11 protein-coding genes are annotated in these 15,351 nt (G+C 34.3%); 1 reads left to right on the top strand and 10 read right to left on the bottom strand.

All coding sequences use genetic code 11. The features are described 5' to 3' along the window. Positions 1-1,306 precede the first annotated feature (1,306 nt). Genes ACSSV9_RS11250 through ACSSV9_RS11240 form a run of 3 tightly spaced genes read right to left on the bottom strand, consistent with a single transcriptional unit; the run spans position 1,307 to position 3,073 of the window. Positions 1,307-2,071, bottom strand: coding sequence for an ImmA/IrrE family metallo-endopeptidase (locus ACSSV9_RS11250; RefSeq protein ID WP_437347353.1), 765 nt, complete (start codon positions 2,069-2,071; stop codon positions 1,307-1,309). A 2-nt stretch (positions 2,072-2,073) separates the two neighbouring features. After that, the gene (locus tag ACSSV9_RS11245; RefSeq protein WP_437347352.1) at positions 2,074-2,448 is read right to left on the bottom strand and encodes a hypothetical protein; all 375 of its coding nucleotides are present in this window, start codon (positions 2,446-2,448) and stop codon (positions 2,074-2,076) included. A gap of 25 nt (positions 2,449-2,473) precedes the next feature. Beyond that, on the bottom strand, positions 2,474-3,073 hold the full coding sequence (locus tag ACSSV9_RS11240) for a sigma-70 RNA polymerase sigma factor region 4 domain-containing protein (protein WP_437347351.1): 600 nt from the start codon (positions 3,071-3,073) through the stop codon (positions 2,474-2,476). Between the two features lie 541 nt (positions 3,074-3,614). On the opposite strand from ACSSV9_RS11240, the gene ACSSV9_RS11235 reads away from it, so the two are divergent. Continuing rightward, complete coding sequence (locus ACSSV9_RS11235) at positions 3,615-4,307, top strand: hypothetical protein (RefSeq protein ID WP_437347350.1); 693 nt, start codon at positions 3,615-3,617, stop codon at positions 4,305-4,307. 670 nt (positions 4,308-4,977) lie between these two features. Here ACSSV9_RS11235 and hepT read toward each other — a convergent pair. From hepT to glgP, 7 genes are all read right to left on the bottom strand, one after another. Then, positions 4,978-5,808, bottom strand: coding sequence for a type VII toxin-antitoxin system HepT family RNase toxin (gene hepT, locus ACSSV9_RS11230; protein WP_437347349.1), 831 nt, complete (start codon positions 5,806-5,808; stop codon positions 4,978-4,980). Between the two features lie 533 nt (positions 5,809-6,341). Continuing rightward, positions 6,342-6,923: an acyltransferase gene (locus ACSSV9_RS11225; RefSeq protein ID WP_437347348.1), complete on the bottom strand. Its 582-nt coding sequence runs from the start codon at positions 6,921-6,923 to the stop codon at positions 6,342-6,344. Positions 6,924-6,967: 44 nt separating this feature from the next. After that, positions 6,968-7,882 carry a Gfo/Idh/MocA family oxidoreductase gene (locus ACSSV9_RS11220; protein WP_437347347.1) on the bottom strand — a complete coding sequence of 305 codons (915 nt, stop codon included), beginning with the start codon at positions 7,880-7,882 and terminating at the stop codon, positions 6,968-6,970. A 164-nt stretch (positions 7,883-8,046) separates the two neighbouring features. After that, complete coding sequence (locus ACSSV9_RS11215; protein ID WP_437347346.1) at positions 8,047-8,412, bottom strand: four helix bundle protein; 366 nt, start codon at positions 8,410-8,412, stop codon at positions 8,047-8,049. 41 nt (positions 8,413-8,453) lie between these two features. Further along, positions 8,454-9,860 carry a nucleotide sugar dehydrogenase gene (locus tag ACSSV9_RS11210; RefSeq protein WP_437347345.1) on the bottom strand — a complete coding sequence of 469 codons (1,407 nt, stop codon included), beginning with the start codon at positions 9,858-9,860 and terminating at the stop codon, positions 8,454-8,456. A 1,089-nt stretch (positions 9,861-10,949) separates the two neighbouring features. Continuing rightward, the gene (locus tag ACSSV9_RS11205; protein ID WP_437347344.1) at positions 10,950-11,702 is read right to left on the bottom strand and encodes a hypothetical protein; all 753 of its coding nucleotides are present in this window, start codon (positions 11,700-11,702) and stop codon (positions 10,950-10,952) included. Positions 11,703-11,705: 3 nt separating this feature from the next. Continuing rightward, positions 11,706-14,270 carry an alpha-glucan family phosphorylase gene (gene glgP / locus ACSSV9_RS11200; RefSeq protein ID WP_437347343.1) on the bottom strand — a complete coding sequence of 855 codons (2,565 nt, stop codon included), beginning with the start codon at positions 14,268-14,270 and terminating at the stop codon, positions 11,706-11,708. Between the last annotated feature and the right edge of the window lie 1,081 nt (positions 14,271-15,351).

Here is a 15,351-nt window from a genome sequence, read left to right as displayed (position 1 = left end):
TTTTTTGTTTATTCTCTTACAACGCTTTTCATTAAAAAGTTTTTAAATTCTGGATAATTTTTCAGAGGTTTCTTTTAAATAAATTAACGTATTATTCTAATAATAATTCAATCTACGGATTATTCTTCGAATGTAATCTTCAATTTTATAACTGCGCTTGATTGATTTATTCTTTATCCACGAAGTCTGTAAAAGGAAGTAAAAAACCACGATTATCTGAAATAGATTCAATTTTCTGAAAAATAGGTTCTACTATTTCTGAATTAATTTTTTTCATCTTTCATATCCTTTTATAATTATTGTCATATTTACTCTCTATTATTCTACAATGGATTGATATTTATTCACAAATTTTTTTTATGTCATTGAACTTATTAAATACATTAAATTAATATATAAAATACTTATTCTTCTAAGTACGAGGGAATATTAGGAGATAATTATAAACTTTATTTTTTTCATTTTTATGCCTATCTCGCCTTCCCGTTTCCCTTCTTATTTTTTTCCCTATTTATCACATATTCAGCAACTCCACTCAATCGAACTTGAGCTTACCTCACCTTCTAAATCCAGAGAACTAATTAAATGAAATTCTAACCGCTATAACACTCTATCTATTTTCTGCCTCCTATCTAAATCCACACTTCCCCAACCCCTTAACCACAAACTACGAACCTTAAACCACGAACCTTGAACCTTGAACAAAGAACCACGAACTTTGAACCTTGAACAAAGAACCACGAACCAAGAACTTCAAACTACGAACCTTGAACACCCCAACCCCTCTCCCCTAATCCCTAATCCCTAATCCCTAATCCCTAACCCCTAATCCCTAACCCCTAATCCCTAATACCGCGTATAATTACACACTTTGCTATAATAATTACTATATACAATAAAGATTTTCTTACAGAACTCATTTTATATTATTACGGGGGCTATAAATAGCCACAAATAAATCAAAAGGTCGGGAAAAAATTATTGTTAAAATATTACTCCTTCGTAAGGATAAACCCTCTTTTGTATTTAAACTTAAGTTCCAATAAAGTAAGAATTCCGCACTGCTCTTCTACTTTGTTAAGATTATTATTTAATCACTGTTAATCACGACAAAAATCGATTATTTAAAATATGAAATAGGTTAAATAACAGTACTCTTTAATTTTAATAAACGTTCAATTTTTTGCATTCGGTAGGAGTACAATTTTGAATGTATTAAACTATTCGCCACAAAATTCTATTATGCAAAAATTCATAATTAACGAACATATTAGAATTTATAAGTTGCTGACATAAAAGATCTTTACTAATCCTCCCAAAGGATACTAAGTACTGCATTATAATTAGTTAGATAAATATTCTGCTCATAAAGGAAATAATTTCTTCTATAAAATCTGTCCTGTAAAAACCAGGCATCAGCTAAAATTTTATTCACATCTGTATTCATAGTACCATTGTTAAAATAATCGTAGCAATAAGAATACTTATTAATTTGTGTGCCATGTGGTAACCATTTGAAAGTAAAATCTTTATTGATAACACTCCATTTTACTTTTTTATCCTGACTCAAAATTACCGCAGCTGGGTGTCTGCCAATTTCTGCATATCGAATGGCTGCAGAAAGCAGAGAAGTAGAGAAATATTCAGACATATCGATTATTAATTTTGCCCCTGGAATTTTTCCCCTGGTAAAATCCCATACCCATTCATCTTTCATTAATAGTTCTGCCGCAAAAACATTGGCATCTCTTTCCAATTCTTTTTTAGAATTCAGTCCCAACAGATCCTCTATAGAACAGCTGATTATATTTTTATTTCTTTCATTTTCAAAATGTCCAATTTCGTGCGCAATAACAAAATTTTTTTGTTTTTCATCCTTTATAGCAGAACTTATCTTAATTAATCCACAGTTTTCAGATTTATGTATTCTTGCGGCGTGTGATTTTATATCACATTCTTCAATAAAGATATTTTTATAGGCTGCTATTTTTTCCAGATCGATATGCTCCGGTTTTGTTATACTGCATTCGGCAAGTAATTTCCTTGCATTTGCACGAGCTAACTGGCTCATTCTTATTTAGAATCAATTATTTCTTTCAAGAATTTAAGTTTTTTCTCATCTTTAAGGATATCCTGGATATCCTGCTCTGTCAATGATTCTAATTTATTGAATTCAACTTGTAGTTTTTGCTCGATTTCACTATCACTAAGTTCAATATTTAATTTATCTTTAAGAGCAATTATGAGATCTTTATATTTATTTATTTTTTTCTGACTTTCTTGATAAATTAAATTTCTCTTTATATCGTCAATTTTATTTAATACTCTCTGCCTGAATTTTTCATAGTCAATTCCTGCCTCTTTTAGCTCTTTATCGATTTCTTCATCTGTAAGCTGGTCGGTATCGGCAAAAATTTCTGCGAGTATCTCGTACTCCCTTCGATGCATATTAACTCCTCTTTTTTTTCAATATTTAATTAATATCTAATTCTTCTTTGAAGATTTTTTTTAAGTATCTTCTAATACGTTTCTTTACTGCATCGACTTTTTCGGGGGGAATTCCATAGTCGGCTTCCATTTGTTTAGGAGTTCTTCCTTCGAGAATAAGTTCAAAAACAATGCCCATTTCGATATCATCTTTCAGAGCTTCCCTGCATCTTTCTATTAGATCCTTATTATCAAAATCTGATTCTATCTGTTCTTTGGTTCTGTCGTGTGCATTATCAAGTGCATCAGTTGTAATACCCAGTTTTTGATTTATTACTATATCATCTACCTTTTTACTATCCATTCCATTAGCAAGGTGCGAGATAATGCTTTTTATACAAGATTTTACAAATGCTTCTACATCTAATTTTTTAGTATCCCATTTACGTTTACCAATAATGGCGCTATATATTACTTCGTCAACAATATCCTCTGCTGTTTTATAATATTCTCTTTTAAAGATTCTATAGAACATTAATTGCCTCGTACAATAATAGAGCCACCTTTGAGGCGGTCCCCCTTCTTTTCTTAAGATCTCCTCAAATATTTTTAAAGCCTCATTGTTAATGTTCTCTTCTCTACTCAATATACCACCTTAATTTTATTTAACAATATATATACCGCTTAAAAGTCATTTTTCGCCATCTTAATTTTTAAAATTTTAGTCGGCGATTTTCTCACTTCCATCGGTATTTATTGTTAAAAATTCAAGGTACTTAAATGAAAACATTCTCAACGATAAATGATTTAGATATAAATCGTGAAATTGAATATCATTGTCTCGTTACAGAATCGTTACATACTTATATTAAAGTCGATTTAAAGTCGTTTAAAGGTCGTTTTTACTCACCTGTAGCACCGCTCACGGTTTGTTCCGAAATATCAAATAAGATAAAACAGAGAGCACCGCCTACTCATTATATTCGATATTCAATTTTCATTAGTCAATGTTCAATATTCACTTAATAATGAATGATCCGCTATGGCGGTGAAGTGAACAGCAATTTATTTGCCTTGAGAGCACTATTCGATCTATTGCCTCAAGGTACCTAACAGATTTATAAATCACAATGCTCAATTTGTTTAATCAATAAATCAATATTCACATAACTAATTGGAGGAAAATTATGGCACAGTTAGATAAAAGATTTTTCGGTAAACTTAAAGGCTCGCTTGGAGATATTGTATTTCGTTCGCGTAATGAAAAAAATTACATTGCTCACAAACCAGCATCATATACACCACCTGATACTCCAGAGTTCAGAGAACGCATTAGCAAATTCAGGATTGCAGTAAAGCTCGCTTCAGCAATCTATTCATTTCAGTCTCTCAAAAAAATATGGAAATCACTTGTCCCGGCGGGCACTTCACCCTTTTCTCATCTTGTTAAGATCAATTATCCATTTGTACTGGATAATGACATTACCAATATGATTATGATGACACCAAGATCATCTTTTGGTATAAAAGTGCAAAGTCTTAATATCAATAACAATGTTCTGAATATTGAACTGGCTCCTTTAACGAATCTCTCAAATGTTAATCCGGATATTGAAAAGAAAATTCAAATTCTGGCATTGATATTTCTTCAGCTACCTGTTAATTCAACTCTTCCAGCTTATGAATTTCTGCAGATATCCTCGCCTAAAACTTTAATAAATCTAACTGATCCGCTTGTATTCAATATCCCATTACTTACTGCTGATAGTGAATTGTTACCTAACTATACAAATAAAAAAGTGGTTTTTACTGCGATTACATTTGATGAGAATGAAGAAGAAGTCCAGTTTAGTTCAACCATTAATTATACACTTGTTTAATTTAAAGCTCTTTTAACTCTTAACTATACACCTTAACAATCCCTGCCCCAATCTTTATAGTGCGGGGCAGGAAATTTTCAGAAATTTTTTATTTCATGTATGCACGTTGCCAGTATATTACATCTCTCAAAACTTATTTAATGATATCGATTTCGACAGTACTTTATACTTAATTTCCGTGTTAAATATAGGATCATTAGTATTTTTTTCCTTGATCAACCAAACATCTGCATTAATAAATTACTTCAATTTTAGAACACTTAAAGAATCTTCGATTAGTTTATTTGCATTATTTATTTCAAGATCTTTTGTTTTGAGATTTTCGTTAAATTTGATGTCGGGAAGTATCCACGTTGTTTTTAATCAATCTGATTACCCATCAAACACCAACTAAACACTCGCTTAATATCCTCAGGAGAATAATTAGGTATATTTGTCAATGAGAATGTTAACTTAATCTATAATATGAAGTAGAATGGTTCGATAACTTCAGAGCTAAATTTTGTTTTATGCCTTACCTATCCCTCTGGAGAAAATTCATATTCAGAATTGGAAAATATAGATTCTTTACTTTGAATGATTTTGTAATCTCTTAATTGATTTACTGGCAAATGGGTTTAATTGTAAACTTACGATTGAGATATTTTATAATTTTATTGCAACTAATCAGTTATAGATTACAGTAATTTTTAATAATAGATAAAAATCTAGAAAAGTCAGAGAGTCTATTGTTTACTATATCGGTAAGAATGTTTAAGTCTAAGGACATATACTCGTGGCTAAGTCTATTTCTATATCCCGCCATTTTATTAAGTAATATTTTATCATCTTCACTTATAATATTATGATTATAGAGAAGTTCGCTTATATCAGTGTAATAATCCCATTTTTCATTAAAGTCAGCTGAAATAATGTGTGATAGCATGTCAAATAAATTTTGAATCAATAAATATATCCCTCTCTCTAATATCCATAATAAGTCTTTATCTTTTTTTAATTCGTCAACTGTAACATTTCGATGTTTTTTTAAATTCTCAAGATCCTCTATAAACGAAGAAATATGTTTTTCTATAATTTCTAGATCAGGCATTATTAATTTTTCTATTAAATAACGTCTTCTAATATTTCTTAAATTTGCAGCATCAATATAAATTTTACGTATGTAGTTTTCATAATAAATCCGTTTACGCTCACACTTGCTGAAGAGTAAAATTCCTTCATTAATAATTTTTTTTTGAATATAAAGTTCAGCATTATTCATTACAATAAAATCAATATTTTCTCTCACAAGAATATTAAGTTGACTGATCATTTCGCTTTCGTAGCCGTATGGAAACTTCATCAAATCATTTTTATCAAAATTATCAGCAAGATAAACAGCGACATCTACATCATGATAAAATTCTTTGTTAACAAACGAACCAAAAATGTAGGCAAAGATAACTTCCTCTCTTCCCCTTAAAAATTCTGTAACTTTCTTTTGAATTTGCTCTTTTTCCACAGCAATCTACTTGATTACTTTTTGAATATCGATATTATAATTACACTAAATTTTACAATATTTAATAGCCTTTTTCAAGTACTTTTAACAAGACCACCTGGATTATTCATTTAACCAATATTTTAATCTTTGTTTCAGCTTACAATTCTAAATTTTCTTTATTGTTAGCAGGAGTATCAACCAGAATGTCAACTTTTGTTAGTTGAAGTATGCTGGATTAATGTGATTATTTTTTCAATGTTCGTCGTTCAATGTTCAATGTATTTTGTTCTTTGTTCAATGTTCTTTGTTTAATGTTCTTTATCCACACTTCCCCAACCCCTTAACCACAAACCACGAACTTTGAACCAAGAACCAACCACCACGAACCACGAACTACGAACCTCGAACCTTGAACAAAGAACCAAGAACTAAGAACTTTGAACCACGAACTTTGAACCTTGAACTAAGAACTACGAACCAAGAACTTTAAACTACGAACCTTGAACACCCTAACCCCTATCCCCTAATCCCTCCTCCCTAACCCCTCATCCCTACCCCACTTCTTCTACCCTCCCATTTTCCAGCCTGTACTTTTTTCCGCTTTTAGGACATACAGCGAATCCACTTTTATCAAATTTTAGTTTAACTCCCGCTTCAGAAACCCAGCCGACTAACTTTGCTGGATTTCCTACAACCAGTCCATAATCAGGTACATCTTTTGTTACAACTGCGCCTGCACCAACAAATGCATAACGTCCAATTGTTATGCCGCATATTATTGTACAATTTGCACCCAGACTCGCACCTTCTTTAACAAGCGTTTTTATATAATACTCACTTCCTGCCTGAGGATATTTGCTTCGCGGATCCTTTATGTTCGTAAATACCATTGAAGGTCCGCAGAAAACATAATCTTCAAGTGTTACTCCCTCATAAACAGAAACGTTGTTTTGTATTTTTACATAATTACCAATTACTACATTATTCCCAACGTTCACATTTTGACCGAGTACACAATACTTACCAATTCTGGCTCCTGATTGTACATGAGTGAAATGCCAGATTTTTGTTCCCTCTCCAATTTCGACATTCTCGTCAATTACTGCATGTTCGTTGATGTAGTAGTTAGGCATTTGTTCTTTGTTCTTCGTTAAGTTACCTATTGTCAAAAGCTTATTTAAAAATCAATTTCATTTCTAATTCGATATGCAAGTTGAATTGAGGGACGTGCGTCGTTAATGCCATAACCATTTCCACTTATTATCTCTTTATATACTAAAGTATGTAAGTCCGTAAAACCTTCTGTAAATTCGAGTTCCTTTTCGTCAATTTTAATTGAACGGTAAGTTCTTTTTCCGATAGCTTTTATATTTTCTGGTAAGTCTTCGTAATTAATTGAAAGGCGCCATTTTACAAATGCATTTTCCAGTTCAAGTTCACCCTGCATGGAGCGTTTATTATTTTCAATAATTTGTGAATGGACTGGTTGACCAAAAATCCAGATTAACATGTCGAAAAAATGAATTCCAATATTTGTTGCCACTCCACCCGACTTTTCGATGATTCCTTTCCATGAAAAATCGTACCATAAACCTCGTGCAGTTATATAATCGAGACTTATATTGAATTTTTTTGATGGATTGCTTTTAAGTTCGGTGTCGACTTCGCTTTTTAATTTTATAATTGAAGGATGGACTCGCAATTGTAAAACTGTATAAACTTTTTTGCCGGTTTCTTTTTCAATTGTTTCAAGTGCATCAAGGTTCCATGGGTTGAGAACTATAGGTTTTTCACAAATAGCATTTGCACCAATTCTTAGAGCCAGTCTGATATGCGAATCGTGTAAAAAATTTGGCGAACAAATCGATAAATAATGCACGCGCTCTGAATCCGATTTTCTACGTAACAAATCGAGATGTCGTTCGAATCGTTCAAATTCAACAAAGAAACTGACTTCAGGGAAATAACTGTCCAATAGTCCAACTGAATCGTGTGGGTCTAACGCTGCAACAAGATTATTTCCTGTTTCTTTAATTGCCTTCAAATGTCTTGGAGCTATATAGCCCGCCACGCCTGTAATTGCGAAGTTCATGGGGTTATTTGTTCAATGTTCGTGGTTCAATGTTGGTGGTTCAATGTTCTTGGTTCAATGTTCTTGGTTCAATGTTCTTGGTTCAATGTTCAATGTTGGGAGTTCAATGTTCGTCGTTCAATGTTCAATGTTTGTGGTTTGTAGTTAATGGAATTTTAAGATGGTTAGTCAATACTTTTTAGATATTTGATGAAACCACCAAGCAAATTCTTAATCTTTTTAATGCGATTCTGAATCTGAATAAAATCTCCTTCTTCAATATAATTTAGATCTAATGCCAGATATATTAAAGATTCTACTTCTGATGACGACCTGTATGAATACTTAAGAAAATTAATAAATGATTTAGCTGAACCACTATCGAAACCTTCTGCAATATTACTCATTATTGAAATTGACGCTCTTTGTATTTGATCTTTTAATCCAAAGTCTTTACTGAATTTTGTCCCAGATGTTAATTTATAAATTTCGCTAACAAGTAACCTGGCTTCTTTCCAGGAATCAATATCAGTAAAATTATTTATCTTCATATAAACTTCAGCACTTCCGCACCTTGAACAAAATAACAAAATCACGCTTTAAACACATTCCCTTCACTTATACCTTTAGCTTTAAATGCGTTGCGAGTATCGAGAATTAGTCGGGCATGTTTACGTATGAAATCATAGTCATAATCGTCGTGGTCGGTTGCAAGTAAAACAAGGTCGTAAAGTCGTATTACATCTTTTGTTAATTCCACTGAATTCATATCAAAATTATATTTTCGTGTTGGAGGTAGCTTGGGCACATAGGGGTCGTTATAATCAACTTCGGCTCCTCGTTCTCGTAGTAATTCAATTAATTTGAGCGAAGGAGACTCTCTCATATCATCCACATTCTTTTTATATGCAACTCCAAGTATTAAAATCTTACTTCCTTTCATTGCCTTGTGTGCCTGGTTCAATACTTCGATAGCTCTTTCGACCACATAGTAAGGTTGAAATGTGTTTACTTCACCAGCAAGTTCAATAAACTTTGTGTTTACTTCATATTCACGTGCTTTCCAGGTCAGGTAAAACGGGTCAATTGGTATGCAGTGCCCACCAAGTCCTGGTCCCGGATAAAATGCCTGGAACCCGAAAGGCTTTGTTTTGGCTGCTTCAATCACTTCCCATATATCGATATTCATCCTTTCAAATACAACTTTCAATTCATTCACAAGCGCAATGTTAACAGAACGATAGATGTTTTCGAGTAATTTGGCAGCTTCAGCCACACGAGGCGAAGAAACCGGAACGGTAGTTTTTATTATTTTATTATAAAGAGCAACTGCTACTTCAGTACAATTTTCAGTAACCCCACCAATAATCTTAGGAATTGTAGAGGTCGTAAAATCTTTATTTCCGGGGTCCTCTCTTTCAGGACTGAAAGCAAGGAAGAAATCTTTACCTGGGGTGTAGGGATTAGGGATTAGGGATTGGGGATTAGTATTCAGGTATTGGGGATTAGTATTCAGGGATTGAGGATTAGTATTTTGAATTTGTGGTGCAGATTCGAATAATGGTAATAGTACTTCCTCCGTTGTCCCAGGATAAGTAGTACTTTCTAAAGTTATTAATTGACCTTTTTGTAAGTATTTTTGAATAGTAAGTGCTGTATCTTTAACAAATCTCAAGTCTGGTTCACGATGTTCGTCTAATGGAGTAGGAACACATATAATAATTGCATCACATTCTTTGAGTCTTGCAAAATCCGATGTTGCCTGAAATTTCTTTTTCTTTAAAATTTCTTTAATCAATTTTGAATCGATATGTTTAATGTAGCTTTTTCCTTCGTTTAATAAAGGAATTTTTTTCTCGTCAATATCAAAACCGATTACATTAAATCCATTATTAGCAAATGTAATTGTGAGCGGTAAACCGACATATCCCATTCCAATAACGCCCACAATGGCGCTTTTATTTTCGATCTTTTCGAGGAGATTTTTTTTGTAATTCATTTATGTCTCGAGTTAATTGGTTGATTTGTTGTCAGTTGAATAGTTATATGATAAGTTTACATTGCTTTGTTTTTTTATTACACCCAGGTTTATATTAGAGTTTGCTTCGCTCATTTCATTCGCTCGCAAAGACGTTTGTATCATTTGTTGAAAATACTGTCTCTTAATTGTTATGTCAAATCTCCTTACCATAGGCGGGGGACGACGCAATCTCATTTAGCTATAGTAAAGTGTGATTAAACTCACCGTGCGGTTGCTGAGTGCAAAGCAAATCAGAGCAACCGTAATTGTTATCTTCGTAAGTGGTAGTTTTGGGATTTCTTAGAGTTTGCTTCGCTCACTTCGTTCGCTCGCAAAGACAAGCGTGTGTATTGAGTTTGCTTCGCTCACTTCGTTCGCTCGCAAAGACAAGCGTGTGTAGTGAGTTTGCTTCGTTCGTTTCACTCTCTCGCAAAGACGTTTGTTACATTTGTTTGTAAAGACGAGGTTATGTGTTTTAAGTTTGCTTCGCTCACTTCGTTCGCTCGCAAAGACAAGCGTGTGTAGTGAGTTTGCTTCGCTCGTTTCACTCGCTCGCAAAGACGTCTGTATCACTTACTTTCAAAGACTGGTGTTTCAATCACATAAAAACCAAACCTTAAACATTCAACTCATAACCTTGAACGTTGAACATAGAACCATGAACCTTGAACAAAGAACGTTGAACTCCCTAACCCCTATTCCCTAATATCTACAGCTCCGCCACGTGAGTCACATGGCTCATAAATAGACACAGAGTAGAAAATTATGGGCTAATATTAAATCTTTTCTTTGGCTTTTGATAGTACTATAAATTCAATTTGATTGCGTTATATTGAATACGTTGCCCTAACTTACTTGCCCTAAAAAACGTGCACAAATATAGAAGTATTAAAATATCCTCGCAAGTAAAAAGTAATCATTAATTGATTACTTAATAAAAAAATAATAGTCGATAAATTTACTCGGAGCTACATGTCATTAAATTATACTCAAAGCATTACATCGGTCAATATTTTTTTGCTTTTCAAACTATATACAAACAACAGAATAACAATTAATTAAAGAGAGTTACTTATCAATTTTCAAAATAATATTTTCTTTTTTTCTTTTATCGAGGACATCCGATTTATACGTAGATTTGAACAAATCAAAGATATTAATTCCCTCTTTTCTTAACGTAGAATTAATCTTTTGTGATTCTTTATTTGCAACCGATTTTAAATCGATTTTATTCTTATCTACGGAGGGTTTATCTAATGATTGCTGAATTTCATTTTCTTCTTGAAGACTATTTAATTCATTGTCCAACTCGTGCTCTTTCGATTCTTCGTCCTTGAATGAAGGGTCGAGAGCAAAGATTGCGATTGCAAAGATTTTATCGTTTTGATTTTTTGCTTCGGAAGCGCGCATATCGAAGCTATAAATTTCTGTATAGTCATTTACCCTGCCGATATTGCTCAATCCTACCTGCTGGATCTTAAATCTAAATTGACTAAACGGCAAATTAAATTTCAAAAAAGCCAGATCTTTAATTGCATAAATTGGGTCGAAATAGATTAATTCCATTTCATTATCGATTTCGAGGAAGAAACCGTATTTTGTAGAATAAGCGTCGAGATGTGGATCATTAGTCAGTAGCCTGTAGACAATCATATTTTTAGCCACAGGCTCTTTGACTATATTGCAAACTTCCGTATAGCTTATCGGTCGGGGCTGTTTAATATTTTCCTGTTTATAAATGACTCTGAAATTATCTTCAAATCGGTTTTGTGAATAAATCAGAATATCTTTTCTACGGACATCGAGAGTTTCGAGATACATTTCTCAAGCCCATCTAATTAAACCGAGTTCAAACTGGTTAATCAATAAATCGTGTTTCGGGAGAATACGAAGAGTAAATCCGAATTGACCTGTATTCGTGCATTCGATTTCACCTTTATAGGTATATCTACCGTCTTTCGATTTTTTGGGAACGTATTTCATATTGACATTATTTTTCTCTTTGCCGCCGTTATCAATTTTACCGTAATAAATCTGAACGTCGACATCATCCGGCGTTAAATTTCCAAGTTCAACTTCGGCAGTAACGGGGTATTTATTACCTACTTTTAATTCCTTTCCTTTTAATTCTTCAGCAATACTAATAAACTTAACCTTATTCCAGTTATTATAGACGTTTTGTTTCCAGGCAGTGAATTCCTTTGCTTTTTTCCATTTATTACTCATTAACAAAAGACGTTTTTCATACGCTTTGAAATAGAATCGTTCGGCATATTCTCTTACCATTCGATGAGTGTTGAAAAAAGGACCGAGAGTACGCATCGAATTTTTCATCATATTAATCCATCCGCGCGGCAATTTATCTTCGCCCCGATTATAAAAGAGCGGAACAATTTCTTTTTCGATCGCTTCATAAATAAGTCGTGATTCAACCTCGTCCTGATATTCGAGATTTTCATACTCTTCGCCATTGCCAATTTTCCAGCCGACTTCGTGATTGTAAGCTTCGTCCCACCAGCCGTCGAGCACACTCAAATTCAAGCCTCCGTTTGCAATTACTTTCATGCCGGAAGTGCCGCTGGCTTCAAGGGGTCTACGTGGATTATTGAGCCATACATCACAGCCTTCAACCATATAGCGTGCCACGTTCATATCATAATTTTCGATAAATACAATTTTTTTTCGCAATGATGGTTCTTTAGTCATTGCAATTACTTCTTGAATCAACTTTTTCCCTTCTTCATCCTTAGGATGGGCTTTCCCAGCAAAGATTAATTGAACTGGATAGTCGGGATTGCAGAGAATACTTTCGAGACGTTCGATATCCCTGAATATGAGATTTGCCCTTTTGTACGTAGCAAAACGTCGTGCAAATCCGATTGTCAATGCCTGAGCATCCAGAACCTCTTTAGCGGCTTTTATTTCAGAAGCAGATCCACCACGTTGCATAATCTGCTTTTTCAAACGGTTACGTGCAAATGCCACAAGTCGTTCGCGTCTTCTTTCGTGTGTACGCCACAATTCTTCGTCTGGTATTTCATCAATTCTTTTCCAGACTTCTTCGTCTGAAGGGTCGCGATTAAATTTTTCACCTAAGTAACGGAACAATAATTCGTGCATATCATTCGATAAATGCGAATGAATATGAACGCCGTTTGTAATATGTTCAATTGGAATTTCGTCGAATGGAATATCAGGAAATCCACTCTGCCACATTTTTTTAGAAACATGACCGTGCAGTCTACTTACACCGTTAACGAATCCCGCCATATTCATAGCCAGATGCGCCATGTTGAAATTTGCAGGTTCTTTATCTTTTACGATTGTTCCGAGTTTATAGAAAGTCTTATCGTCGATTTGTAGTTCTTCTCTATAATATCTACCAAAATATTTTTCTATTAAATCATTAGGAAAAATATCAATACCTGCAGGCACGGGTGTATGTGTGGTAAATATGTTAGAATGATAATTGATATCTTTAGCCTCGTTAAAGGAGAGTCCATAAATTTTAATTAGTAGGCGTATTCTTTCAAGAGCAAGGAAAGCAGAATGTCCCTCGTTCATATGACAGACAAGAGGACTAATTTTCATTGCATGTAGAGCGCGAATGCCGCCAATACCCAGTACAATTTCCTGCTGAATCCTGGTTTCAATATTGCCCCCGTAGAGAGTGCGTGTAATCTTTCTATCTTCTTCCCGGTTCTCCGGTACATTGGTGTCAAGAAGATAAAGTGGTATTCTACCGATTTCAATTTTCCAGATCTGAAAATATACTTTCCTATCTGGAAAGTCGAGTTCGATTTTTAAAGGTGTATTACCACCATTTTCAGTAACTAAGTTCATCGGTTGGTTATAGAAATCGGTAATTTCGTATCTTTCCTGTTGCCAGCCATCATTGGTTAGATATTGCTGGAAGTAGCCTTCTTTGTAACAGAGTCCTACACCAACAAGTGGAATGCCGAGGTCGCTTGAAGATTTTAAATGGTCGCCCGATAAAACGCCGAGACCACCTGAATAAATTTGTAACGATTCTGTTAAACCATACTCAGCAGAAAAATATGCGATTACGTTTTCATTACCATAATTATAGTTTTTTTGATACCATGTTTTTTCTTCTTTATATACTTTGAGTTGAGTATAAACTCTTTCCATGTGAGCCAAGAAGCTGTCGTCGGCAGCCACATCGTTCAGTCTTTTTTGACTAATTTTTCCCAGCATTAATACGGGATTATGGTAAGTCTCTTCCCACAATTGTGGATCGAGTCTACGTAACAAATCAATTGCGTCGTAATTCCACGTCCAGAAAAGATTGTATACAATTTCTCTGAGTGGTTCGAGATTATCTGGTAAAGAAGGAACTACATTGAATCTGCCGATATAATTAATCATTTATTTTTTCCCTTTATTTTGCTTCTATAAAAAACGGTATTCAATTTAATAAAATTTTTTGTAACAACGATAATTGAAAAAATTGCAATAATATTTTTGCGTGTGTTAGAATTATTTAAGATGATGGATACTTTGAGAACGATTTTGATTTAACTCCGTCTTTGTGAGGGAGCAAATCGTATGTCTTTGCGAGAGAGCGAAGCGAACGAAGCAAACTCAAAAAAACAACCTCGTCTTTGCGAGCAAATAAAATGAGCGAAGCAAACTCAATACACACGCTTGTCTTTGCGAGCGAGTGAAACGAGCGAAGCAAACTCAAAAAAAAACAACCTCGTCTTTGCGAGCAAGTGTAACGAATATCTTTGTGGAAGAACAAAAAGTATGTCTTTGCGAGTGAGCGAAGCGAACGAAGCAAACTCAAAAAAAACACAACCTAGTCTTTGCGAGCGAACGAAGTGAGCGAAGCAAACTCTAAAGAATCCCAAAACTGCCACTTACTAAAATAACAATTACGGTTGCTTCGATTGCTTTGCACTCAGCAACCGTAGTATGAAGTTTATCACACTTTACTAAAGCTACATGAGATTGCTTCGTCAGCCCCGCCTAAGGCGGGGCTGACTCGCAATGACATGTGAAAGGCAGTCTCTGTGAGTGAGTGAAACGAACGTCTTTGCGAGCAAGTGTAACGAATATCTTTGTGGAAGAACAAAAAGTATGTCTTTGCGAGCGAGTGAAACGAGCGAAGCAAACTCAAAAAAAACAACCTCGTCTTTGCGAGGAATGAGCCAAAGGCTAATGATAAAGCAAATTCTGAACATCCCTTTCGTCTTTGCGAGTGAGCGAAGCGAACGAAGCAAACTCAAAAAAACAACCTCGTCTTTGCGAGCGAACGAAGCAAACTCTAAAGAATCCCAAATACTACCACCTACTAAGATAACATTGGCGGTTGCTTCGATTGCTTTGCTCTCAGCAACCGTAGTATGAAGTTTATCACACTTTACAAAGGCTACATGGGATTGCTTCGTCAGCCCCGCCTTAGGCGGGGCTGACTCGCAATGACATGTAAGAGACAGTCTTTGAT

The sequence above is a fragment of the Melioribacter sulfuriphilus genome, assembly GCF_051488685.1.
Classification (GTDB): Bacteria; Bacteroidota; Ignavibacteria; order Ignavibacteriales; family Melioribacteraceae; genus Melioribacter.
The sequence above is the reverse complement of the archived record's forward strand: the minus strand, read 5'-3'. Positions and strand labels throughout refer to the sequence as shown.